17 protein-coding genes and 1 tRNA gene are annotated in these 23,918 nt (G+C 67.8%); 10 read left to right on the forward strand and 8 right to left on the reverse strand.

From position 1 onward, the window contains the following. The first annotated feature begins 182 nt into the window (after positions 1-182). The 5 genes from ACTWPB_RS28065 (at position 183) to ACTWPB_RS28085 (ending at position 8,503) form a co-directional block, all read left to right on the forward strand. Positions 183-1,976, forward strand: coding sequence for an Hsp70 family protein (locus ACTWPB_RS28065; protein ID WP_446223473.1), 1,794 nt, complete (start codon positions 183-185; stop codon positions 1,974-1,976). Next, positions 1,969-4,479 carry a LuxR C-terminal-related transcriptional regulator gene (locus tag ACTWPB_RS28070; RefSeq protein ID WP_446223474.1) on the forward strand — a complete coding sequence of 837 codons (2,511 nt, stop codon included), beginning with the start codon at positions 1,969-1,971 and terminating at the stop codon, positions 4,477-4,479. Before ACTWPB_RS28065 ends, ACTWPB_RS28070 begins: the two co-directional genes overlap by 8 nt. A 44-nt stretch (positions 4,480-4,523) precedes the next feature. After that, positions 4,524-5,609 (forward strand): hypothetical protein, encoded by a 1,086-nt coding sequence (locus tag ACTWPB_RS28075; protein ID WP_446223475.1) that lies wholly within the window; start codon positions 4,524-4,526, stop codon positions 5,607-5,609. Between the two features lie 118 nt (positions 5,610-5,727). Continuing rightward, entirely contained in the window at positions 5,728-7,089 is a 1,362-nt protein-coding gene (locus ACTWPB_RS28080) for a S1 family peptidase (RefSeq protein WP_446223476.1), read from the forward strand. A 91-nt stretch (positions 7,090-7,180) separates the two neighbouring features. Continuing rightward, positions 7,181-8,503, forward strand: coding sequence for a S1 family peptidase (locus ACTWPB_RS28085; protein WP_446223477.1), 1,323 nt, complete (start codon positions 7,181-7,183; stop codon positions 8,501-8,503). Positions 8,504-8,736: 233 nt separating this feature from the next. Here ACTWPB_RS28085 and ACTWPB_RS28090 read toward each other — a convergent pair whose 3' ends face one another. The 3 genes from ACTWPB_RS28090 to ACTWPB_RS28100 all read right to left on the reverse strand — a co-directional run bounded on the left by ACTWPB_RS28090 (position 8,737) and on the right by ACTWPB_RS28100 (position 12,680). Further along, a complete protein-coding gene (locus ACTWPB_RS28090; protein WP_446223478.1) occupies positions 8,737-9,135 on the reverse strand; it encodes a PIN domain-containing protein in 399 nt (132 codons plus the stop codon). An 11-nt stretch (positions 9,136-9,146) separates the two neighbouring features. Next, a complete protein-coding gene (locus ACTWPB_RS28095; protein ID WP_378948033.1) occupies positions 9,147-9,347 on the reverse strand; it encodes a type II toxin-antitoxin system VapB family antitoxin in 201 nt (66 codons plus the stop codon). Positions 9,348-9,482: 135 nt separating this feature from the next. Beyond that, a complete protein-coding gene (locus tag ACTWPB_RS28100) occupies positions 9,483-12,680 on the reverse strand; it encodes a (Fe-S)-binding protein (protein ID WP_446223479.1) in 3,198 nt (1,065 codons plus the stop codon). Between the two features lie 458 nt (positions 12,681-13,138). On the opposite strand from ACTWPB_RS28100, the gene ACTWPB_RS28105 reads away from it, so the two are divergent. Next, positions 13,139-13,864, forward strand: a complete 726-nt coding sequence (locus ACTWPB_RS28105; protein ID WP_446223480.1) for a hypothetical protein — start codon at positions 13,139-13,141, stop codon at positions 13,862-13,864. An 83-nt stretch (positions 13,865-13,947) separates the two neighbouring features. Here ACTWPB_RS28105 and ACTWPB_RS28110 read toward each other — a convergent pair whose 3' ends face one another. Continuing rightward, complete coding sequence (locus ACTWPB_RS28110; protein ID WP_446223481.1) at positions 13,948-14,472, reverse strand: YdcF family protein; 525 nt, start codon at positions 14,470-14,472, stop codon at positions 13,948-13,950. A gap of 302 nt (positions 14,473-14,774) precedes the next feature. Here ACTWPB_RS28110 and ACTWPB_RS28115 point away from each other — a divergent pair, with 302 nt between their 5' ends. Continuing rightward, positions 14,775-16,097 carry a UDP-glucose dehydrogenase family protein gene (locus ACTWPB_RS28115; RefSeq protein WP_446223482.1) on the forward strand — a complete coding sequence of 441 codons (1,323 nt, stop codon included), beginning with the start codon at positions 14,775-14,777 and terminating at the stop codon, positions 16,095-16,097. 60 nt (positions 16,098-16,157) lie between these two features. Beyond that, positions 16,158-17,516 (forward strand): Hsp70 family protein, encoded by a 1,359-nt coding sequence (locus ACTWPB_RS28120; RefSeq protein ID WP_446223483.1) that lies wholly within the window; start codon positions 16,158-16,160, stop codon positions 17,514-17,516. A 239-nt stretch (positions 17,517-17,755) separates the two neighbouring features. Here ACTWPB_RS28120 and ACTWPB_RS28125 read toward each other — a convergent pair whose 3' ends face one another. From ACTWPB_RS28125 to ACTWPB_RS28135, 3 genes are all read right to left on the reverse strand, one after another. Further along, a complete protein-coding gene (locus ACTWPB_RS28125) occupies positions 17,756-19,030 on the reverse strand; it encodes a YibE/F family protein (protein ID WP_446223484.1) in 1,275 nt (424 codons plus the stop codon). 497 nt (positions 19,031-19,527) lie between these two features. Next, positions 19,528-20,772, reverse strand: coding sequence for a pyridoxal phosphate-dependent aminotransferase (locus ACTWPB_RS28130; protein WP_446223485.1), 1,245 nt, complete (start codon positions 20,770-20,772; stop codon positions 19,528-19,530). Positions 20,773-20,954: 182 nt separating this feature from the next. Beyond that, positions 20,955-22,214 carry a helix-turn-helix domain-containing protein gene (locus ACTWPB_RS28135; protein ID WP_396894937.1) on the reverse strand — a complete coding sequence of 420 codons (1,260 nt, stop codon included), beginning with the start codon at positions 22,212-22,214 and terminating at the stop codon, positions 20,955-20,957. Between the two features lie 203 nt (positions 22,215-22,417). Here ACTWPB_RS28135 and ACTWPB_RS28140 point away from each other — a divergent pair, with 203 nt between their 5' ends. After that, the gene (locus tag ACTWPB_RS28140) at positions 22,418-22,927 is read left to right on the forward strand and encodes a hypothetical protein (protein ID WP_427904574.1); all 510 of its coding nucleotides are present in this window, start codon (positions 22,418-22,420) and stop codon (positions 22,925-22,927) included. Here the strand turns inward: ACTWPB_RS28140 and dcd are convergent. Then, entirely contained in the window at positions 22,846-23,445 is a 600-nt protein-coding gene (gene dcd / locus ACTWPB_RS28145; RefSeq protein WP_067455312.1) for a dCTP deaminase, read from the reverse strand. The two genes, ACTWPB_RS28140 and dcd, sit on opposite strands and share 82 nt — an antisense overlap. A 377-nt stretch (positions 23,446-23,822) precedes the next feature. On the opposite strand from dcd, the gene ACTWPB_RS28150 reads away from it, so the two are divergent. Next, a tRNA-Gly gene (locus ACTWPB_RS28150) sits at positions 23,823-23,893 on the forward strand. The last annotated feature ends 25 nt before the right edge of the window (positions 23,894-23,918 follow it).

Genomic DNA, 23,918 nt, shown 5'->3' on the forward strand with positions numbered 1-23,918 from the left:
TCACGTCGGGGTGCCCCATTAGGGGCCCACCGCCGATTAGGGGAATTTCCCCGTACTTGCCCCATCGCAGGTAACAGCTGCTCCCTAGCAACCGACAGATCGAGTGGGACGCCCGCCATCGGCGATCTCGCTGCACACAAGCGTTACCGGTCCACCGGAAGTCCTGCGAACGGGGTTGTCACATGACAGAGCGTCAGGCGCTCGGCATCACTGTCGGAGCGGTGAATTCGGTCGCCGTGGCTACGACAGCCGACGGCGCCGGTGTCACGGTTCTCACACACCGCAGCGCCTTGTCGCTCGGCGCCGACGGATCGGTGAGCTTCGCCGACACGGCGCGACATCATCGCGCGGTGGTCGTCGACGACTACCTGTCCAGAGTCGGCGATCCGGTAGATCTGCTGGCAGCGGACGGTTCCACCCACGACGCGGCCGATTTGGTCGCCGCCGCGACCCGCGCGCTGGTCGCCGAACTTTCCGGCACCGTCACCGATGCGCCGACCACCGTCGCGTGCTGCCCGGCATGGTGGCCGGAGCAGACGGTCGAGGCCGCCAGGTCCGCGCTCGCGCGCTGGGGCCTGCCCGAGGTGACGCTGGTGCCCGAGCCGCTGGCCGCGGTGCGCCGGTACGAGATCGAGCACGGACCGCTCGACGACGGCGCGCTGCTCGTCTACGACCTCGGCGCGAGCGGATTGACGGTGACGGTCCTCCGTACGGGCGAACAGGCGGGACTGCTCGGCACCCCGGCACACAGCACCGCGGTCGCCGGTTCGGAATTCGACCTGCTCACCATGCGCTACGTGCTGGCAAATGTTCTGGACGGAAATGAGATCGACCCATTCGATCCCGTTGTCGAAGAAGAATTGTCGGCACTGCGGGAACGCTGCAGAATTGCGAAAGAAGAGCTCTCCAGAATTACCGCGACGGCTATTCCCGTCGGCATGCTCAACCCTTCCGTCCACACCGAACAGGTCCGGCTGACCCGGGGCGAGCTCGAAGATCTGCTGCGTCCGATCCTGCTCGACTCGATGAGCCTGCTCCAGGACGCAGTGCGCCGCGCCGAACTCACCCTCGCAGATGTCAGTCGGGTGCTCCTCACCGGTGGCGGTGGCGCGATTCCCCTTGTCGCCGAGCTGATCTCCACCGAATTCGGCCTGCCGGTGATCGCCTGCGCCGACCCCGCGACCTGTGCGGCACACGGCGCGGCCGAGATCGCCCTCGACGTCGCCGCGATCAGCGTGCCCACCGTGGCCATCCCGGTAGTGCGGGTGGAACCGGCGGCCGTGGCACCGGCCGTCGCCGAACTCGCGTTGCCACCGTCGGAGCCCGTCCGGACCAAGATGTTCACGGCCAAACGCTCGGCGATCGTCGCGGCGGCGGCCCTGACCATGGCCGCGCTGGCCACCGGCACCCTCGCTCTCGGTGGCGCCACCCAGTTCTCACCCACCGGACCCGCCGCGACCACCGGCGCCCCGCCGGTCCCCGGCGCACCCTCGTCGACCAGCGCAGGCGGCACGGCGGGGACAGCGAATGCCACGAACTCCGTGGTCACCGACCCGGCCAAGCCAGGCGCGACCGGTACCGCGGTGCCCTCGGGTGCGATCCCGGTCGGCACGCCCGGGGCTCCTGGCAGCACACCAGAGGCGGGAACTTCGGCACCCGCCGCCGGAGCACCCGCCGTTGGAGCACCCGCCGACGGAGCACCAGCGACCGCAGGCCAGCCAGGTCCCGCCGCGCAGGAACCGCCCGCTGGGCAGGCCCCGGCACCCGCGCCTGCTCCGGCGCCCGCACCAGCACCCGCTCCTGCTCCGGCCCCCGCACCAGCCCCAGCCCCGGCTCCCGCACCAACCCGGCCGCAGGTTCCCACCATCAAGGTCGATCCCGGCGGTCTGCTCGACGGCGTGGGTGGCGCGGTCGACGAGACCCTCGAATCGGGCACGCAGCTGCCAGGCCGGGTCCTCGGAGGAAACGGTGGCTGAGATCGCCCACGAGACCTTCCCCCACGCCCGAACAGTTTTCCGCGATCTCGACACCGCCGCCCAGCAGACAGTGCTGCTGTTGATCCGCGGCCGGGCCGGAACCGGAAAATCGTTCCTGCTCAACGCCGTTCGCGCACATCTGCGTGGCCGCGGCATTCCGGTCGTCGAATCCGCCGACAATGTCGAGCACCGGGTTCCCGACCGGGCGGTGCTCGTCGCCGACAATGTCCACCGCTACAGCGACGCCGAGCTTCGCGCACTCTGCGCGGCAATCGAAACCGGCCAACGCTCCGTCGTACTGACCACCCAGCCGCGCCCACACGACCCCCGGCTGCGCGCGCTGGCCGACGCGGTGGCGCGCAACGGCCGCACGGTGGATCTGCGGGCCCTCGGTAGTGCCCACATCACCTCGTTCGCCAGGGAACTCGGCGTGGCCGTGTCCCAGCCGCTCGCGGCGCACATCCATCAGCTGACGGCGGGAATTCCCGGCGGTGTCGTCGCGGCGCTGGTCGGTGCCCGCGCGGCCACGCTCGAGACCTGCGAGACAGCGGTCGACGAAGCCGTCACCGCTTGGACCAGGTCGCTGCTGGAAGCGGTCGAACCCGAGCTGCTCGAAACGCTGGTCATCGCGGCGACCGGAACCGGTTTGGACGCGACCGAACTCACCGAGGTGCTCGGGGTCGACACCGCCACCGCGCACGAGCTGATCGACCGTGCCAGGGCGGGCGCGCTGGTCACCGATGCCGACCTGCTCCTCTCGCCCGCGGTCGGTCCGCTGCGGACGCTGCTCGGCGATCGCCGCTATGTCGATGTGCAGCGCAGGCTGCTCACCGCGCGCCTCGACGCCGGCCTGCTGCGCGATCGCACGGCGCTGATCCTGGCCGAGTCGGGTGTCGTCGACGCCCGGCTCGCCGAGTTCCTCTGCCGCACAGCCGAGAAGTCGGACCAGGCGGCTCGCTGCTACGCGGCAGCGGCCGCGGCGGGCGCCCCGGTCGAGTCGATCGCGGTGCGCTGGGCCGAGGCCGCCGCGCACGCGGGTGACACCGACACCGCGCTCCGCCTGGCCGAACCCCTGCTGACCGCAGAGAACATCGCACGCACCGAACTCGTCGCCGCGGTGCGAATCTGCGCGGGCGTACTCACCCGCCGCGGACTGGTGAGCCGGGCTGCCGGACTGTACAACTGGCTCGGACCCGAGCGAATCGGCGCCGACTGGGCGCCCGCGGCCATGGTCCTCACCCTGGCCGGTGAACAGGCCGCCGCCGCGCGCATGTCCGAATCCGCGCAGCACTGGCCGCCGACCGAGGCCGACGCGGGCGCCCGGCTGATCGCGGGCGCGCTCGACGAATCGCTCGACCCGCACGGAACCGGCACGGCCGCGGCGATCTCCGCGCTGATCCAAGCGGGCAACACCGACACCGGCGACGATCGCTATCTGCCCTGCTCGGCGGTCTCGATCGCCACCCTGCTCTGCCTCGGCAGCGGCGAGCCCCGCCGCGCCGGTGACGCGCTGCGCCGGGCGGCAGGCATGGGCGGTGGCCGGCAACTCCCGGTCCTGACCGCCTGGACCGCGCTGCTCGGCGGCGACGAACGCCGCGCCGCGAGCACCCTCGCCGAGATCGACATCCCCGCTCTCGCGCCACGCGATCAACTCCTCGCCCATGCCCTCACCGTCGGCCTGGCCCGCCGCGGCGGCGATCACGCGGCGCTGGCTCGCGCGTGGCAAGCGGCCTGCCCACTGTTCGACGAGCTGGAAGCCGACCTGCTGAGCCTGTTGCCGATCGGCGAACTGTGGCTGGCGGGCGTGCGCCTGCGCGATGTACGCCGGATCGAGCCGCTCGTCGACGCTGCCAGGGCGCTGGTGCGCAAACTGGGCCGCGCACCGGCCTGGTCCAATTCCTTCCACTGGTACGGGGTGCAGGCCGCGCTGGCCGACGAGTCGCCGAGCGCGCTCCTGCCGCACGCCCACGCACTGAAGACGGCGGCGCAAGCGGGCGACCGGCAGGCAGGCGTGCTGGCCGACGCCGGGCGCACCTGGGTGCTCGTGCTGCGCGGGCAGGTCGTCGCGGCCGACGTGCAGGCCGCGGTGTCGGCGCTGGCCGAACTCGGGCTCACCTGGGACGCCGCCCGCCTGGCCAGCGAGGCCGCCCTCGCGGCGGGCGATTCGGCGACCGCCACCGCCTTGCTCAAGCTCGCGCGTTCGGTGCGCACGCAGGCCCACCCGGTCGAGCCGCCGCGACCGACCGCCCCACCGCTGCCGCAAGCACCCGCCGGGCCAACGCCGCTGACCAGCGAGGCAGGCACGCTCAGCGACCGCGAACGCGAGGTAGCCGAGCTGGTCCTGCTCGGTCTGACCTATCGCGAGATCGGCGCGAGGCTGTACATTTCCGCGAAGACCGTGGAGCATCACGTCGCGCGAATCCGACGTCGACTAGGCGCGCGCTCACGATCGGAATTACTGTCAATGCTGCGCGCGATGGGACACGGCCAATTGCTGGTGTGACACGCGCGGACGATGTCGACGCCGAATTGAGGGGTGTTCCGCCGATGGCCACTGGGGTCGGCCTGCGTATCGCCGATGACGAATGCATCGCCGCGGTGGTCACCGAGGACGGCACGGTTCAGGTCATCGAGCGTGCTTCGGTCCTGCACATGTCCGACGACGGTGACGCCGCCCTCGGCGGACCCGCGCCCACCGGGCACGCCCACTCGATCGCCGGTTTCGTGCGCGCGATCGGTGACCCGGCCGGTGTCGATGTCGACGGCGGTGAGGCCTACCGCGCCGAAGACCTCCTCGCGACGGCCATGTTCTGCCTGATCGATCTCACCACCGAGCACCTCAGCGGTCCCGCCGAGTTCTACGCGACCCACCCCGCGGGCTGGTCGCCCGAGGTCGTGCGCGGCGTGCGCGAGGCATTGGACTATCTGGGATTGAAGTCGGTGGCCCTGCTCGGCGAGGACGAACTGCCCCAGCCCGCCGACGGCGCCGATCCGGGCAAGACCTTCGCCAATGCCGCCGCCCAGGCCGCGCTGGTCGCGGTGCTGGCGACCCCGGCGGGCGCGACTCCGCCCGACCCGATCGTCACCGAGAACGCCATGGTCGCAACCGATGTGATGCCCGCGCTGCAACCGTCCGCGGTGACCGCGCAGGCCTATTCGGCGGCGCTGCCGGTCTCACCCCTGCCGACGAAGGCGATGGCGCCGATCGCGCCGATCGCTGAGCCCGCGGTGGTGCCCGCCGAGAAGCCCGCCAGCGCCAAAACCCCCTTCCTGATCGCCGCCGCCGCGCTCATCGGCCTGCTGCTCGGCGGGGTCGCGGTCTCGGTGCTGATCCGCGATCCCGAAACGATCACGCCACCGGCGATTTCCGATGCCCGCCCGGAAACGCCGCCCCCCACCTCGGCACCCGTGCCGCCCCCACCGCCGCCGGTCGTCGAATCGACCACGCCGGTCACCACCACCGTCGAGCCGGAGCCCACGACCACCACCCCGGAACCGACGACCACCCCGGAACCGACGACCACCCCGCCGACGACCACCCCGAGCCCCACCACCACCCGCCCTCGGTCGCCCTTCGGGACCTACCCACCTGGCTATCTCCCCGCGCCGCTGACCATCCCGGGTCAGCGCTGAATCCAGCAGCCGGGCGGTAACCGCGCCAGCTGGGCGAGTGTGCCTTAGAGTGATGCGCTGACCGACATGATCGCCGCCGGCGGTGTTCTCGGTCACTGGTTGTCGACGAAGGGATTTCATGCGCAAGTTGGTGGCGCGTCGCGCCGCGGTCAAGGCAGCCTCCGCCGGGTTCGCCGCGACTGTTCTACTCGCACCCCTGCTCGGATCCGGTATCGCGTCGTCGGAACCACCTGCGCCACTACAACTCTCAGCCGATGCGTTGCCCGCCGAATTGGTCACCGCGCTCTCGCGTGATCTCGGGATGACCCCCGCCCAGTACCTCGATCGCGCCGCGCGGGCCCAGCAACTGCGCGACTACGCGAACGATTTCCGCGCCGCGAACCCCGACACCTTCGCCGGTGCCTGGCTCACGCCGGAGGGCAAGGCCGTCGTCGCCACCACCGACGCCGATGCGGGCAAGCTCGTCACCGCCGCCGGCTACCAGACCCACCTCGCGCCGATCTCGGCCGGTGGCCTGGAAGGCGCGCTGGTGCAGCTGAGTCAGTGGATCGCGAGCCTGCCGCCCGCGATCTCCGCGCCGATCAGCTCGATCGCGATCGACGCGCTCAACAGCCAGCTGGTGCTCAACGTGGCCAACACCCCCACCGGCCACATGCTCAACCTGCCGACCCTGATCGCCACCATCAAGGTGGTGCTCTCGCCCGGCGGCGGCGGTCCGGTGGAGTACAAGCCGATGGGCGGCGACACCTACATCACCGCGAAGAAGGACCTGCACGACGCCGACCTGCGCGGCGTCGATGTCTGCTCGTTCGGTTTCAACAGCACCGACGCCGCGGGCAACGCGCTCAATATCTCCGCCGGCCACTGCAATCCGAATGTCGACGGCGGCGGCTCCGCCGTGGTCTACGTACCGAACGTGCGCGATATCCCCAACAGCCCCGAGGTCGGCTCGTTCACCCACGCCGTGCTCGGCGGCGCCGCCTCGCTGGACTACTCGGTGATCAAGCTCAACGAGCGCGCGGTGAACGCGGGTATGGACCAGCCTCGGGTGCGTGGCGCCGAAGGCACCACCCTCACCCTCACCGGCACCGCCGAACCCGTCACCGGCGCACCGGTCTGCAAGACCGGCCAGTCCTCCACCTTCACCTGTGGTTTCGTCTCGGCCGACCATGTGGAGACTCAGCTGTTCACCGAGGCGGGCGTCAGCAAGACGATCCGCGGCTTCGCCAGCACTGCCTGCACCCTCGGCGGTGACAGCGGCGGCGCCATCGTGTCCGGCACGCTCGCCCTCGGCATCACCAGCGGCTCGAACGCCTCGGCCGCACCCAACTGCACCGAAGCCAACACCCAGCTCGCCCCCTACGGCGGCACCGCCTCCCTCGGCATCCCGATCCGGCCCATCCTGGCCGATATCGAGGCGAGCTCCGGCGGCGGCGTCGGCAGCGGAATCATGGTGCGCACCAAGCCCAACGCGGGCTGAGCGGGCTCAAATCACCGACCGGACCGGGTGAGCGAAATCTCTTACCCGGTCCGAGTAGGCATAAGTCGCTCGAGCCCATATAGTTCGGACCATGCTCCTGCCACGTATGGGTCGTACCCCGTCCGCGCGAAGCTCGAGAAGAGCTCGGAAATCCGTACTCGCCGCTTCGGCGGCGTTTCTGCTGTTCGGCCCCACGATGGCGGTTGCCGACGCGCAGCCCGCACCCGTAGATCTGCCCGCCCAGCTCATCGAGGCGGTCACCCGGGATCTGAAGATCTCCCCCGACGAGTACCTGCGCCGCGCCGAAGTCGCGCAGCAGGTGGCCGCGTTCTCCACCACCGCGCAGCGTCAGTTCCCGCAGGTCTTCGCCGGTTCCTGGCTGAGCGACCAGGGCAACGCCGTCGTCGCGCTGTCGCAGGGTCCCGGCGCCGACCAAGCCCGCGAAGCCGCGCAGTCGGTCGGTTTCGAGGTCCGCAACGTCGCCAAGAGCGAGTCCACCCTGCGCGGCGAGAAGACCGCCTTCGAGAACTGGCTCGCCGCCGCACCGCCGGAGATCTCCGCGCTGGTGCGTGGCGTCGTCGTCGACACCGTGAACAACTCGATCGCGGTCCGCGTGCAGCAGGCCGGTCTGCCGCTGCCCAGCTTCATCGACCCCTCCCGCGTCATCGTCACCGCTCCGCCGGTGGCAGGCGAGCGGATCGAACTGTCCGCCACCCCCGTCGCCGGTGACGGCAACGGTGCGCTGGCCGGCGGCGACGGCTACGCCTCCGTGATCGGCCGCAGCTCGCTGCGCTGCTCGCTCGGCTTCAACGGCACCGACCGCTCGGGCAACGTCGTCAACATCTCGGCGGGCCACTGCAACCCCGACATCGAGGCGGCTGGCTCCGGCAACGCCGCCGCCGTGTACGAGGTCAACGGCGACCGTGCGGGCGCCCAGCTGGGCACCTTCCAGAAGTCGGTGCTCGGCGAGCAGGACTACTCGATCATCCGGGTCAACGACAACGCGCGCGCCCGCTTCGAGAACAACCTGGTCCGCGTCCCCGGCAACGCCCCCATCGCCGTCGACGGTGTGGCCGTCCCTGTGGTCGGCGCCCCCGTCTGCAAGTCCGGTGCCCGCACCGGCTTCAGCTGCGGCGTGATCAACGGCATCGACCAGACCGTCCAGGTCGGCGAACGCCAGCTCACCCAGAGCTTCTCGGCCAACATCTGCGCCCTCCCCGGCGACTCCGGCGGCGCCATCGTCACCGGCCGCCTTGCTCTCGGCATCTCCAGCGCGTCCTCGGTCGCCGACTTCCCCATCTGCGAGATCCCGAACATCATCGGCGCCATCACCGGCGACACCCCCCAGCTGTTCGCCCAGCCCCTGACCGTCGTCCTCTCGGACAACCCCGGTCTGTCGATCCGCACCAACTGACAGTTCCGCCTCCCCGAGTATTCAGCGAGTCGTCCGGGAGCTCGACCGTCAGCCCTCGGCCTTGCGTCAAGCGCGCTACGGCCGGGAGGTGATCGGGGAGTTACCCATGTACCCACCGTAATCAGTGGGCCGCGTACGTAGGCACAGAGCAGTCAGAAGGCCGGTAGCGATCCCGCTACCGGCCTTTTGGCTTGTCCGCCACCCGTTGCTGCCGAATGCTGTTCCGGCGCGAATCAACCCGTCGGCAGACGGTGGTGGGGCTGGCCGGTGACCTCAGCGATCGTTTCGTAGTCGCTGTCGACGTGCATGATGGTTGCGCCGTGCACTTCCGCTGTCGCGGCAATGATCAAGTCGGGGATCGGGAGGCGGTGCCCACCGCGTTCGGCGAGTAGGCCCTGCACCGCCAGAGCTCGATCCATCGCCTCCTCGGTGACAGGCAGCCACACCAGCGACTTCTGATGCCCGATCTTCGCGGAGTAGTCCGCTAGCGAGCGGGCCGAGTAACCGACCTCGAGCGCGGTGAGGTGACACGCCGCGACGAGGGTGCCCGGCATCTTGGTGACGGCATGGAAATCCGCTGCGGCAGCGGGGTCGCGTAGAACCGATTCGATGGCAGATTTGTCCGCCAGCATGAAGATTGTCCTCAGCGCCAGGCCCCCTTCATTCCTTCGGGTGAGAGGTCGGTGTCACTGTCGCGGAACTGCTGCAACATGTTCGCGACAGCACGCCGATTCGCGACTTCGCGCAGCGCCGCGTTGACGGTAGCCACCTTGGTCTTCGTTCCCAGCTCTTCCGCCGCGAGGTTCAGCGCGTCGTCGTCGATGTCAATCAGTGTCCGGGACATAGCCCACCTCCAGATATCAAAACTATCGATTTCATGATATCAAAGTCAGCCGAATGCAGGTATCGGGCGCCCAGAAAAGCAGTGAGGCGCGGGTTCCGGGGAATCCGCGCCTCACTGGGTGTTCGTGTTCAGTTGTTAGTTCTTGCGGCCCGGGGACTTCGCACCGGACTTGAAGCCGAGGCCGCCGGGCTTCGCGGTCGGCGGAGCCACTGTGGTGCCGTTGCCGTTGCCGTTGGTCGGCTCGGCCTGGGTGGCCGAATCCGCCGCGGGCGCTGCCGGTTCAGCCGCGGATTCCGCCGGGGCCACGGGTTCCGGGGCCGCAGCGGGCGCCGCAGCGGTGCCGGGAGCCTTCGGGCCGGGACGCTTGAGGCCGGACTTCATGGCCAGACCCTTGGCGGGCACCGACGGCTTGGATTCGGCGGGAGCCGAGACCTCGGAGGCGACAGGAGCTTCAGCGGGAGCCGGAGCTGCCGACACCTCGGGGGCCGATGCGGCCGGAGCTGCCGCCTTGGCACCCGGAGCCTTGGCTTTGCCCTTCATACCGAGGCCCTTGACCGGCGCGGCCGGTGCGGGAGCGGCTTCGGCGGCAGGGGTTTCCGCGGCAGGAGCGGCCGGAGCCTTCGCGCCGGGCGCCTTCGCACCACCCTTCATGCCGAGTCCGCCGCCAGGAGCCTTCGCTCCACCCTTCATACCCAGACCCTTGACCGCGGGAGCGGGAGCCGCGGCTTCGGCGGCGGGGGCAGCTTCGACCGCAGGGGCCTTGGCACCGGGAGCCTTGGCGCCACCCTTCATACCGAGCCCACCACCGGGAGCCTTCGCTCCACCCTTCATGCCGAGACCCTTGGCCGGAGCGGCCGCAGTGGTTTCGGCGGGGGCAGCTTCAGCGGAGGCCTTCGCACCCGGCGCCTTGGCAGCACCCTTCATACCGAGCCCACCACCGGGAGCCTTCACGGCACCCTTCATCCCCAGACCACCGCCGGGCGCCTTCGCGGCACCCTTCATACCGAGGCCGCCTCCAGCAGGAGCAGCCTTCGGCGCGGCCGCAGCAGCGACCTCGGCCACCGGTTCCGGCTCGACCTCGGGTTCCGGCTCGACCTTGGGCTCCTGGATAACAACCAGATTCGCCGACAACTCAGCAGCGCCGATACGAGTGATCGAGTCCAGCATCAGCTGCGAAACATCGACAACCTCGACGCCCTCGCCCTGACCCTGCTCCTGACGAGCGGTCACGCCATCGTTGAGCATCACCCGGCAGAACGGGCAACCGGTCGCGATCTTGGTCGGGTTGGTCGACAACGCCTCATCGACCCGATCGACGTTGATGCGCTTACCGAGCTGCTCTTCCATCCACATCCGAGCACCACCGGCACCACAGCACATGGAACGTTCGCCGTGCCGCGGCATCTCGATCAGATTCGAACCGGAGGCTTCCATCAGCTCACGCGGTGCGTCGTAGACCTTGTTGTGCCTGCCCAGGTAGCACGGGTCGTGGTAGGTGATGTTCTGCGACACCGTCGCGACCGGGACCAGCTGCTTCTGGCGCACGAGCCGGTTCAGCAACTGGGTGTGGTGCACGACCTCGTAGGTGCCACCGACCTGCGGGTACTCGTTGTTGAGCGTGTTGAAGCAGTGCGCGCAGGTGACGACGATCTTCTTCTTGGACTGCTCGACACCCTCGAACACCGAGTTGATGACCTCGATGTTCTGCAGGGCCAGCTGCTGGAACAAGAACTCGTTGCCCGCGCGGCGAGCGGAGTCACCGGTGCAGGTCTCTTCCGCGCCCAAGACCATGAACTTGGTTCCCGCGGTCGCGAGGAGCTCGGCCACTGCCTTGGTCGTCTTCTTCGCACGGTCCTCGTAGGCGCCGGCGCAACCGACCCAGAACAGGTACTCGTAGCCGTCGAAGCTGTCGGCGTCCTTACCGAAGACCGGGATGTCGAAATCGACTTCCTTGATCCAGTTCAGGCGGTCCTTGGAGTTCTGACCCCACGGGTTGCCCTTGTTCTCGAGGTTCTTGAACAGACCGGCCAGCTCGGAGGGGAACTCCGACTCGATCAGCACCTGGTAGCGGCGCATGTCGATGATGTGGTCGACGTGTTCGATATCGACCGGGCACTGCTCGACACACGCACCACAGGTCGTGCACGACCACAACACCTCGGGATCGATGATGCCGTGGACATCCTCGCCACCGACGAGCGGACGATCCGCCTCGGCGCGCGCCGCCGCGGGGATCTTGGCCAGCGCGGCCTCATCGGGCTTGCCATCGGCGTCGACCAGGCCGACCTCGTCACCGCCGGCGTCCTTGCGGCCACCGGCCAGCAGGTACGGGGCGGCGGCGTAACCGTGGTCGCGCAGCGACATGATCAGCAGCTTCGGCGAGAGCGGCTTACCGGTGTTCCAGGCGGGGCACTGCGACTGGCAGCGACCGCACTCGGTGCACGTGGTGAAGTCGAGCCAGCCCTTCCAGGAGAAGTCCTCCATGCGGCCCGCGCCAAGGGTGTCGACCTCGGGGTCGACGTTCTCCATGTCGAGAACCTTGCCGTTGGAGATCATCGGCGCGGCCGCACCGAGGGCGACGCTGCCGTCGGCCTCGCGCTTGAAGTAGATGTTGAAGAAGGCCGAGAAGCGGTGCCAGGCGACGCCCCAGGTGATGTTGCGGCCGACCAGGTACAGGAAGGCCATGCCCGACATCAGCTTGATGAACGCGAAGATCGACACCATGGTCGGGCTCGCGGGCAGCAGCTTCGCGATCTGCATGGTGAAGAAGTCGGTAGAGGCGTGGCCGTTTCCGTAGGTGGCGATCTTGCCCGCCTTGACGAAGATCATGCCGAGGCCCTCCATCAAGACGATCGTCTCGATGACATAGGCGGGCGCCATCTTGGAGCCGCTGAAACGCGACAGGCGCGCGGGAATCCGCGGGTGATTCAGCTGACGGATGATGATCAGCGCGCCGATGCCGACCACGGTGCCGATGCCGAGGATCTCGTCGGTCAGGTGGTAGATCGCCCAGTTGCCGATGATCGGCCAGTGGAACGAGCCGTCGAAGGTCTGGCCGTAGGCCTCGAACCACAGGATCGCGCCGAGGATGAAGCCGGTCATGACCAGCCAGTGCGCCCAGCCGACGGTGCGGAACTTGTTCATCCGCGTATGGGCCGCGACCTCGATGAACATGTTCTTGAACCGCGGGAAGAACGGTCGCCAACGATCGGGAGCTGACTGGCCGATGGTGATGGCCTTGCCGATGTTCCATGCGCCGCCGATAAACGACGCCCAACAGAACAGGCTGAGCACAGCTCCAATCGTGCCCAACGTGATAGTCAGGGCATTCATGTCGCGACCTTTCTTTCGAGGCAACACGAGGGTCTGAGCGAGGAGACCTCACTCAATTGCTCGTATCGTAACTGCCACTAAGTTACCGGCCAGTAACTACTGCTGTCCACCGTAGTATCGGCATTTGCGCTCTGACCTTGTTTACTGGGACTTGACCTGCGATTTGCCTGTGAGCAATATCACAAAAAAGTTTGCTGCGGGGTTCCCGTAGCGCCTGCTGAACACCGTAAACCGTGCGTGAACTGCGGTGAAGCTAAGGTCAGGCTTACTAAATCCACCGAAATTCCTTCTGGCCTCACGGCATTCGGTCCACTAGGCTCCAGCTGTTCTGCATGCTGTGCCGGTCTTCACACTGCTCGGGGAGAAGTAGGGGACATCTCATAGGGATGCCCCGCTTGACGAGATCTCGCGTGTCGCTCGATCGCACGCCGCACCACACCTGATGGATTGGAACCTGAATGAACTTCCGTAGAACCACTGCGGCTGCCGCGCTGGTCATCGGGGCGATGACCGTTGCCATGGGCACTGCTCATGCCGAAGAGGCACCGCAGGACATCAAGTACTCGGTCAAGCTGGTCGACAAGACCGTCGTCGCCACCGTGAAAAACGGCACCTTCTCGATCGTCGAGCAGGACGGCGAGACCCCCGAAGCACCCAAGACCAAGATCGCCGAGATCAAGGACACCAGCGGCGCGGTCGTGATCGCCCTGCCGATCGCCTTCTCGATCGGTGGCGCGGAGATCCCGACCAAGACCGAGGTCGTCAAGGACTCCACTGTTCTGGAGCTCACTCCCGAGAAGCCTGCCGGGGTGGCCATCGGCCAGCAGGTGGTCAGCCCGAAGCCGGTGCTCAAGGACATCGCGTCGGCGCAGGAGAACCAGAAGGCGATCAACGACTTCTCCAGCAAGTTCAGCATCGGCACCGCCATCGGTACGTTCGTCGGCACCGCCGTCGGCGCGCTGATCGGTTGCGTTGTCACCATCCCCGTCGGTTGCATCCCCGGTCTGACCGTCGGTGCCGCTGTCGGCGGAATCGTTGGCATGATCGCCATCGGTGGTCCGACCATGGCCGTCACCGGCTGGGAGCTGCTGCAGGTGCTGCAGGCTCCGGACGGCACCACGGTGTGGGCCGACAAGCCGAAGGCCGTCGCGGCCCCGGCTCCTGAGCTCGCTCCGGCCAACTGATAGGGCTTACGCCCCAACAGTTTTCCCACGTAAGGCCCCGCTCTTCGGAGCGGGGCCTTACGCGTTCGGCGACTGCGGCGCCCTCAGCAATCGGCGAACCAGGCCTTCACGAACCCCGCCGACTGATACGCGTAGTCCCACGCCCAGCGGGCGGGCGAGAGGTGTGGTTCGGGGTCGACGAACAGCAACTCGCCGTCCCAGCATTTCCCGAGGATGTAGCGGGCGCGGGAGATGTGCGGGGTGAAGGTGACCACGATGACGCGGTCCCAGTCAGCGCCGAAGCCCGCCAGCTCGCGCCCCTCGCCAAGAGTCGTGCGGGGACTCGGGTCGAAGCAGCGGACCTCGAAGCGGTAGCCCCCATGGCAGATTCGATTCACCATCGGGCTGTGCTCATAGGGGTTGGAGATCAGCACCCGCGGCGCGTACCCCTCGGCCGCCAATCGCAGCCCGAGCTGTTCGCGCCCGTCGTGCGCACCCCCGAGAACCAGGATCGCATCGGCCACCTGCGGGTCATCTGTGCGCGGCCGCACATACACCGGCCACAGCGCGACCACCGCGATCAACACCACGACCAGCAATCCACCCGTGGCAAACAGGATCCGGCGCATCAGCAAATGCTAGTGAACCGGCCACCGGCCCGGCGTAATCGTGCAATTCGCGCTCGCGCAGTCAGAAATCTGATTACGAAGACGCCGATTGCACGATTAGGCCGGATCTCCCGCGGACCACGCACTCACCAGGAGTGCAGGCCGACGATCCGAACCATGCACCGACCAGAATCGCATCACCGCAGGTAGAGCCCTCGCGAGAGACCCACTCCACCGCACGTTCCCCCCTGTACACCAGATGTTGCGCCCCCTCTTGCTTCGCTGACGCGGTGTAGCCACGCGCGCCGCTTACCAACAGCAGTATGCGATGCACAGTCTTCGGAACGGGGTACCTCGGAGCCACGCATGCAGCGTGTATGGCCGAGTTGGGACACGACGTGGTCGGGGTGGACGTCGATCCCGGCAAGGTGGCCAAGTTGGCCGATGGTGTGGTGCCGTTCTACGAGCCGGGCCTCGAGGAAGTGCTGCAACGCAACCTCGCCGCCGGCCGCCTGCGGTTCACCACCGACTACTCCGATGCCGCGGCCCACGCCGACGTCCACTTCCTCGGTGTCGGAACACCGCAGAAGAAGGGCGAGTACGGCGCCGATCTGAAATACGTTCACGCCGTGGTGGACACGCTCGCCCCGATGCTGGAACGCCCGGCGATGATCGTCGGCAAGTCCACGGTGCCGGTGGGAACCGCTGCCGCCCTTGGTATTCGGGCCCGCGAGCAGGCGAATGTCGAGGTGGAGGTCGCCTGGAACCCCGAGTTCCTGCGCGAAGGTTTCGCGGTTCAGGACACCCTGCGCCCCGACCGCCTCGTCCTCGGTCTCGACCATGTCCGCGAACGTTCGGCGTGGGTTGAGCAGCACATCCGCGAGATCTACGCCGACCTCATCGCCGCCGAGATCCCCTTCCTGCTCACCGACCTGGCCACCGCCGAGTTGGTGAAGGTCTCGGCGAATGCCTTTCTGGCGACCAAGATCTCGTTCATCAACGCCGTCTCGGAGGTCTGTGAGGCCACCGGCGCCGACGTCACCATGCTGGCCGACGCACTCGGCTACGACGCCCGCATCGGCCGCCGCTTCCTCAATGCCGGACTTGGTTTCGGTGGCGGCTGCTTACCCAAGGACATCCGCGCCTTCATGGCCCGCTCGGGCGAACTCGGCGCCGATCACGCCGTCGCGTTCCTGCGCGAGGTCGACAACATCAATATGCGCCGCCGCACCAAGGTCGTCGACATGGCCGCCCGCGCCTGCGGTGGTTCCCTGCTCGGCGCGAATGTGGCGGTCCTCGGCGCGGCCTTCAAGCCCGAATCCGACGATGTGCGCGATTCGCCCGCCCTGAATGTGGCGGGCATGATCCAGCTGCACGGCGCCGTCGTCACCGTGTACGACCCCAAAGCAGTGGAGAATTCGCGCCGCGTGTTCCCCACACTGAACTACGCGACCTCGGTCTCGGAGGCGTGTGATCGCGCCGATGTGGTGCTGGTACTTACCGAATGGAACGAATTCACCGCTTTGACTCCGGCCGACCTGGACCCGGTGGTTCGTTCCCGTTCGATCATCGACGGTCGCAACTGCTTGGACAGCACATCCTGGCGTCAAGCCGGGTGGGTGTACGCCGGACTCGGCACCCCGTAGAGTAGCGAGCCAAGCGGGGGCTGGACGAATTTCGTGCAGCACGGACGAGATGGGCAGCGCATGAGTTCGGTTCTGGGAGTATCGGTGGGGGCCGGGACGGTGCGCCTTGCGCGTCCGCAGCACGGTGGCCCGCACGGTGCGGTCCCGCCGAATTCATTCGAGCTGCAATCCATCTTGATGCCCGAACAGCGGGCCGAGGAGTTCGCCGCCGACGCGATCGCCGCCACGCTGGCCGCATCGCCGGAGGTCGTCGCCACCACCATCACCTTCCGCAGCGAGCCGCAGGCCAGGGCCATCCGCGCCGCGATGGCCAGGCGCCAGCTCACCAACTATCAGCTCGTTCCCGAAGCCGTTGCCGCCGTGCACTTCGCCCACGCCACCAGCGATCTGCACGAAGTGTCCACGCTGGCCGTGTACGACCTGGGCGGTTCGGGTCTCACGGTGAGCGTGATCAACGCCCGCACCAGCGATGTGTACCAGTGCGAGCGGATCAGCGACATCAGCGGCGACTACCTGGATTCGCTGATCAGGGAGCAGCAGATCGCCTCGGGCCGGATCGCACATCCGGCCGACCCGGCGGGCCTTGCCGCCCTCGACGCGCTGTGCCGGGCCGCCAAGGAGCAGCTGTCCAACAGCAATGCGGTGGCTTTACCCAGCGAGCAGGGCTTGGTGCTGCTCACGCAGGAGAATTTCGAAGCGCTGATGACGCTGGCGATCGAGTCGTCGGCCCGGATGACCCGCGATGTCATCATCCGCGCGCAACATCCTGTGCAGGCGGTGATGGTTCTCGGTGGTGGCGCCCGGATTCCGTTGATCGCACGTGTGCTCGAGCGCACGATCGGCGTGCCGGTGATCGTGCCCGCCGAGCCGGAGACCGCGCTGGCCCGCGGTGCCGCGCTGCTCGCCCGCCCCGCCCAGGTCCAGCAGGCGCCCGCCGCCCCGGCGCCGGTCCCGATGGGCGAACACGACGACACGACCCCCGCCTGGCTGACGGCGCCAACCCGCGGCCGCCGCCCGCTCAGCGCGCTCACCAATCGCGCTCATCCCCGCCGGGAACTGAATGTGGCGGTGCTGTCGGTGAGTTCGCTGGTGGTCGTCGCCGCGATCGGTCTCGGCCTCGGTTACGGCCCCGAAGTGCTCGAGCGCGGTTCGTCGAGCGACGGTTCGCAAGCTGTCCCCGCGTCCACTCCGCCGCGCCCCAGCGCCGTCAGCCCGTCGACGGCTCCGGTCGCGACCACCGAGGTCCAACACGAAACCGTGGCCGCCCCACCGACCTATCCGCGCCGAGCGGAGGTAACCACCACCGCGCCGCCCACCCAGGGCCCCAACACCTTCACCGTGGTTCCTGGGCTCCCCCCGGTCGTCCTGCCCACCCTGCCCCCGGTTGTCCTGCCCGGCTTCCCACCCGCCGGTCAGTAACCGCTCGATTCTGCCCAGTTCCGGGCGCGGCCCGCCTGCCCGGTTCCGGGCGCGGCCGGCCTGCCCAGTTCCGGGCGCGGCCCGCCTGCCCAGTTTCCGGGCGCGGCCCGCCTGCCCAGTTCCGGGCGCGGCCCGCCTGCCCAGTTCCGGGCGCGGCCCGCCTGCCCAGTTCCGGGCGCGGCCCCGCCTGCCCAGTTCCGGGCGCGGTGTGCCGAACTGAATTCCGGGTACGGTCGGATTCAGTTCCGAGCGTGCCTGGCCCGCGCGGGCGCCACCACTGCCGGCTTCGACCCGAACGGCCGTGCCAGCATCACCGCGATCGCCGTCGTCAACGGCACCGACAACGCCAGCGCGATGCCACCCACCGCCGATCGCGTGATCTCGATGGCCACCGCGTCGCCCGTCAGCACATCGGTGATCGACCGCCCCGCCACACTGAACAGCAGCAGCAGCGGCAGCGCCCCACCGGCATAGGCGAGCACGAGCGTGTAGACCGTACTGGCGATGTGGTCGCGCCCGACCCGCATGGCCGCGGTGAAGATCTCCCGCCGCGTCGCGCCTTCGTCGAGCGCGGCGAGTTCGAAGGCCGCCGAGGCCTGCGTGATGGTCACGTCGTTGAGCACACCGAGCGAACCGATGATGAAGCCCGCCAGCAGCAACCCGGTGATGCTCACGTGCTGAATGTAGGTCGCCACGTTGGTGTTCTGTTCCTCGGACAACCCGGTGAGATGCGTGGCCTCGATAGCCAGCCACGACAGCACCGCCGCCACCACCATCGACGCGAGCGTCCCGAGCAACGCCGAACTGGTCCGCAGATTCACTCCGTGCGCGAGATACAGCACCACGTAGAGAATCAGCGCCCCCGACACCAGCGCGACCGGAATCGCCGACTTCCCGTCGAGCAGCGCGGGCAGCAGGAACATCACCACCACACCGAACGCGAAGCACAACCCGACCAGCGCCCGGAACCCTCGCCACCGCGCGACCACACAGATCACTGCGACGAACGCGAGCACGATCAAGGCCAACGGCAGCCCGCGCGAGTAGTCCTCGAAGGCGTACATGGTGATCCCCGCCGGATCAGCGGCCCGCACCACCCGAATCTCGTCGCCCGCCCGCAGATCGGGCTGCCCCGGCCCCGGCGCGATCTCGAACAGCGTCTTCTTGCCCTCGTCGGGCCCCGACCTGAGCTCGATGATGCTGCGCTGACACGTGTAGGAGGCGGTCCGCGGCGGTTGCGGGTTGTCCGCGAATACCTTCCCGTTCGACGGACTCCCGCAGGGCCCGATGTCCTGCAGGACAACGGTTCCGGCCTCGGTCTGCACCGCCTCACCGGTCATGGTCTGCATCGGCAACGGAATCTCGACGTGCTGCGCGCTCGGCCACAAGATCACCGTCGCGACCAGCACCACCGCCCCGATGATCGCCAGCAACCCGACAACAACCTTGGCTGCGGTGTCACTGATGGCAATCGGCCCGGAATGGTCGTGATGGTGATGATGATGCTCGCTCACGGCCCGAAGCTTAAAGGACGCTGCCCGCCACTCCTCGAATCTAGGCCAGGCTCAGGCGCGTACAGACCTGCGATGGCGGGCGGCGGGAGGCTCGTTGGCTCGGCTAGCCCGTTCCCGGGAAGTTACCCATGTTCAGGAGTGATCTGGTGCTACACAAAACCTCCCCGGGCCTAGCTCTGGACTAGACCCGGGGAGGCGGGTTTGTGGGCGGCGGAGAGCAGGGGGGTGTCTCCGCCGCCGGAGGCAGGCGCCCAGGGGGGTAGGCGCGCGTACCTAAGGCTCTCGGTTGTCCAGGGGGGGTAGACAACCGGGCCAGGGCGCCGAAGCGCCGAGGTCTACTGTACACAAAAGATGGACTTTTGCACTAGTAGATCTTCAAAACATCCAACATTCCGAACTCTCAGTCTGTTTTGCCTGCCATACCAAGATGGGCATCCTGACCAGGGACCCAGAAACTCACAGGTTAAAGCCCTGGCAAGTGAGCCCCGACTGTAGCCCTACTGTCGGTAGCCGGCGAGGAAGTTGCCGAATCGCTCGATCGCCACGGCAAGATCGCGCGCCCACGGCAGGGTCACGATCCGCAGATGGTCGTTGGTGGGCCAGTTGAAGCCAGTCCCCTGCACCATCAGGATCTTCTCCTGCAGCAGCAGATCCAGTACGAGCTTCCCGTCGTCGTGGATCTCGTACACATTCGGGTCAAGTCGCGGGAACGCGTACAGCGCGCCACGCGGCTTCACGCACGACACACCGGGGATCATGTTGAGCCGCTCCCACGCCACATCGCGCTGCTCGAGCAGCCGCCCACCGGGCAGGATCAGATCCTCGATGCTCTGATGCCCGCCGAGCGCCACCTGAATGGCGTGCTGAGCGGGCACGTTCGGGCACAGTCGCGAGGACGCGAGCAGATCGATGCCCTCGAGAAAACCGGCCGCGTGATCCTTCGGCCCGGTGATCGCGAGCCAGCCCGAACGGTAACCGGCCACCCGATACGCCTTCGACAGCCCGTTGAACGTCAGGCACAGCAGGTCGGGGGCGAGTGAGGCCAGCGAGATGTGCTTGGCGTCGTCGTAGAGGATCTTGTCGTAGATCTCGTCGGCCAGCAGCAGCAACCGGTGCTTGCGCGCCAGGTCGACGATCTGCTGCAACACCTCCGCCGAGTACACCGCACCCGTCGGATTGTTCGGGTTGATCACCAGCAGGGCCTTGGTCTTGTCGGTGATCTTGGATTCGATATCGGCGACATCGGGCTGCCAGCCGTTCTCCTCGTCGCACAGGTAGTGCACCGGAGTACCGCCGGCCAGGCTGGTCATGGCCGTCCACAGCGGGTAGTCGGGCGCCGGGATCAGCACCTCGTCGCCGTTGTCGAGCAGGGCCTGCATGGTGACGGTGATCAGCTCGGACACCCCGTTGCCGAGGTAGACGTCGTCCACATCGAGCTCAGGGAAGCCGGGTACCAGCTCGTACCGGGTCACGATCGCGCGCCGCGCCGACAGGATGCCCTTGGACTCGGAGTACCCCTGGGCATACGGCAGGGCGGCGATGATGTCGCGCATGATCACATCGGGCGCCTCGAAGCCGAAGGTGGCCGGGTTGCCGATGTTGAGCTTGAGAATGCGGTGGCCCTCGGCCTCCAGGCGTGCTGCCTGTGCGTGAACCGGCCCACGGATCTCGTAGACCACGTTCTGCAGTTTGGTCGACTGCTCGAGAACGCGCGGGGGTACATGCGAATGCTGGCTACTCACCCGTCTAGTTTGCACCAACCATCAAGCGGATTTAATGACCCGCTGTCTCGCCTCCCCGCGTTACTAGGCCAGACCTAGGCGCGTTGGGCGTGTGTTCGCGGCCGGCGGCAAGGTGGTGAGCTAGTTGGCTCGTACCCGGCGAGTTACCCATGTGCCTGCGTGACCAGGCGTTACGTGGATATCTACGGTCGCGGATGGCTGGCGAGGGCTGCGGTGGCAACACAGAACTCTTCGATTCGCTCATCCAGACCGCGCGCTTCCACCGCGTCGCGATAGGTCGGGGCGGCGATGCGGCGGCGCAGGCCGACGAGGCGTTCGCTCAGCTGGGCGATGCGCTTGTCCTCCGGGAGGTCGAGGACCGGGCGAAGGGCGTCGGCGGCGCCGTCGATGCTGCCGTTGATGAGGTGCGCGGCCGCGTTGTCGACGCGGGCCAGCGATTCGGCGCCGTAGGAGCGTTGTAACGGTGGGCCGCTCGAGTAGAGGGTGATGGCGCGATCGGTGGCGGCCAGTGCCTGTTCGGCGCGGCCGAGCTGGATACAGGTGGCGCCCGCGTAGTAGGCGGCCTTGGGCGGGCCGAAACCGAACACCCCGCCGATCTCGTCGTGCAGTTCGTCGCGGCGGTCACCGGCCGCCACCTCGGCCGCGCGCAGGCACCGGTCGGTCTCGGCGTCGCTGCCCAGCCGCGCCCACACTCGTGCCTCGATATTGAGCAGCCGCACCCGGCCGAGTCCTGGCCCCGCGAATTCCTGTCCGCTGCGCGCTAATTGGACGGCGTTGCGCGGCCGGTCGGACCAGTTCTCGATCAGCGCGTGCATGCCGCGCGTCCACGCGCGCAACCCGTTGTGCCCGCTCAGCTCCGCGTAAGCCCAAGCGGCCCTGATCTGCTCGCCCGCGGCGTCGAGATAGCCCAGGTCGGTACTCGCGTTGGCCAGCAGTCCCGACAACGTCCCGGCCAGCAGGTAGAGGTGGCTGGTGTCGACCGGCTTCTGCTGCCCGTCGAGTAGTCGATACACCCGCCTGCGCACCCGCAGCATCTCCACCATCATCGGTGCCGGTGCGGCATGGACGTATTCGTTGGCGATGCGCCGGACGTCGGCGTCGAGCTGGGCCAACGTCGTAGCCCCCACGTTCGTGCCCTCCGCGGCGGCCGCGTGTTCGCTGGCCTCGTGCGCAGCCGCCATGATCAACTCCCTCTCCGACAACACCTCGGGCACAGCACCTTTGACAGTTCCCGCATCGACGAACGCGAGCAGGTCGGCATCACCCGCGGGCGCCAGCAGGGTCGAGAATCGCGCGCGCACAACATCATCGGAACGGGCCAGTGACGTATCGAGCGCGGCCTGATTCACCGGACGTGGGCGCACCCGCACCCCGCCGGCTTCCCATTTCGACACCAGCCGTTCGTGCACACCGAGATGAGCCGCGAACTCCCGGATGCTCATTCGTTTGGCATCGCGAAGAGCTCTGGCCTCTCTCCCTGTCCACTCCCCGACCACGGCGTCACCTCATCCGACGGACAACTCCCTCCAGAGTACGAGCGTGCGGAGTGAGACACACCACAAGTTCGCGGAATCGGTTGCCAGAGGCAGTGAAAGGGCGGTGCGGGGCAGTGGTCACGCGCGCCCGCATGCGCGATTCTGGAAGCGTGGAAGCCAGAACTGTCGACGACTGGGTGCGTTGTTACCAGCGTGAATTCCGGCTACCCGTCCGCGAGCGCGGCGGCTTTGTGATGCTGCCGATCACCGACCGGCTCTGTGTGGTGCATCTACCGACCACGCGCGCCGAGAAGGTGCTCACGGCGCTACGCGAGCAACGTTGCGAGGGTCCGGTGCTGGCACGCCAGATCCGCTGGAGCGTGCTCGCCGTACCCGACGCCAGGCCCTCCGAGGAAGAGGCCGCCGAGCTCGCGGGGCTCGATATCGATATCCCCGGCACCGGCAGCGCCGTGATGCTGCCGACCAATCTCGGCCGCTGGAGCCGCGAAGGATGCCACTGGGTGCGCCCGCCCAGCGGCGGCGGCGACACCCTGCCCGCGCTGTCGCTGGTGCTGAGTATCGCCGTGGCGTCAGGCCCTCAGCGAGTCTCGACCGCGCTCAGCGAATCGGGCGAGAGGGGAAAGTTGAGGTACGACCGCGACGGCGTCGGCCCCCGCTGACCCTGATACTTCGACCCCGCTTTGGCGCTGCCGTACGGGTGCTCGGCCGGGCTCGACAGCCGGATCAGGCACAACTGCCCGATCTTCATCCCCGGCCACAGCGTGATCGGCAGATTCGCCACGTTCGACAGCTCCAGGGTGATGTGCCCACTGAACCCCGGATCGATGAACCCCGCCGTCGAATGCGTGAGCAGCCCGAGCCGCCCCAGACTCGACTTGCCCTCCAACCGCCCCGCCAGATCGTCGGGCAGCGAGCACACCTCGAGCGTTGACCCGAGCACGAACTCCCCCGGATGCAGCACGAACGGCTCCCCCGGCTTCGGCTCCACCAGGCTGGTCAGCTCATCCTGCTGCTGCGCCGGATCGATATGGGTGTAGCGACTGTTGTCGAACACCCGGAACAGCCCGTCGAGGCGCACGTCGATACTCGACGGCTGAACCATCGACTCGAGCATCGGTTCGACGCCGAGACGCCCAGCGGCGATCTCGGCCCTGATGTCACGATCGGAGAGCAGCACCGGCCCAGTGTAGACGCTGCCGAATCCGGACAACGCCGTGCGCGCGACCCAGCAAGACCCGAACATTTGGGGCACCGAAAGGGCTCTGATCTGGGAATTCGGTCTCACCAACCAAACTCTGAACCACTAGAGTTTCACTAGGTGCCACGATAGGACAGAAAGGATGCCAGGTCAACGGAACCGACCTCGGCGCCCACGGTACGCCCGCTACACCAACCGCTCCGCGGCTTTCGTCGAGTGGCGCGCACCCGCCCTCAGCACTTACACCGTCATCGCCGAACAGGGCATCTCGACGTCGAGCAGTGTTTCCTGGCAAGCCCGACGCAACGTCTGCTACAGTCGCGATTGGCACTGGTGGTGCGCCACTGGTGTTGCTCGCCGATGTAGTTCAATGGTAGAACTTCTGCTTCCCAAGCAGATGGCGCGGGTTCGATTCCCGTCATCGGCTCTTCCGCCTCCCCGCGTATTTAGGC

This window comes from Nocardia sp. IBHARD005 (assembly GCF_052814245.1).

Excerpts from the sequence above, each read along its gene's own strand:
- ACTWPB_RS28095 (WP_378948033.1), bottom strand. The coding sequence starts at position 9,347 with ATGTCCCGGACACTGATTGACATCGACGACGACGCGCTGAACCTCGCG.
- ACTWPB_RS28105 (WP_446223480.1), top strand. The coding sequence starts at position 13,139 with ATGAACTTCCGTAGAACCACTGCGGCTGCCGCGCTGGTCATCGGGGCG.
- ACTWPB_RS28065 (WP_446223473.1), top strand. The coding sequence starts at position 183 with ATGACAGAGCGTCAGGCGCTCGGCATCACTGTCGGAGCGGTGAATTCG.
- ACTWPB_RS28080 (WP_446223476.1), top strand. The coding sequence starts at position 5,728 with ATGCGCAAGTTGGTGGCGCGTCGCGCCGCGGTCAAGGCAGCCTCCGCC.
- ACTWPB_RS28100 (WP_446223479.1), bottom strand. The coding sequence starts at position 12,680 with ATGAATGCCCTGACTATCACGTTGGGCACGATTGGAGCTGTGCTCAGC.
- ACTWPB_RS28135 (WP_396894937.1), bottom strand. The coding sequence starts at position 22,214 with ATGAGCATCCGGGAGTTCGCGGCTCATCTCGGTGTGCACGAACGGCTG.
- ACTWPB_RS28115 (WP_446223482.1), top strand. The coding sequence starts at position 14,775 with ATGCGATGCACAGTCTTCGGAACGGGGTACCTCGGAGCCACGCATGCA.
- ACTWPB_RS28085 (WP_446223477.1), top strand. The coding sequence starts at position 7,181 with ATGCTCCTGCCACGTATGGGTCGTACCCCGTCCGCGCGAAGCTCGAGA.
- ACTWPB_RS28075 (WP_446223475.1), top strand. The coding sequence starts at position 4,524 with ATGGCCACTGGGGTCGGCCTGCGTATCGCCGATGACGAATGCATCGCC.
- ACTWPB_RS28120 (WP_446223483.1), top strand. The coding sequence starts at position 16,158 with ATGAGTTCGGTTCTGGGAGTATCGGTGGGGGCCGGGACGGTGCGCCTT.
- ACTWPB_RS28090 (WP_446223478.1), bottom strand. The coding sequence starts at position 9,135 with ATGCTGGCGGACAAATCTGCCATCGAATCGGTTCTACGCGACCCCGCT.
- ACTWPB_RS28110 (WP_446223481.1), bottom strand. The coding sequence starts at position 14,472 with ATGCGCCGGATCCTGTTTGCCACGGGTGGATTGCTGGTCGTGGTGTTG.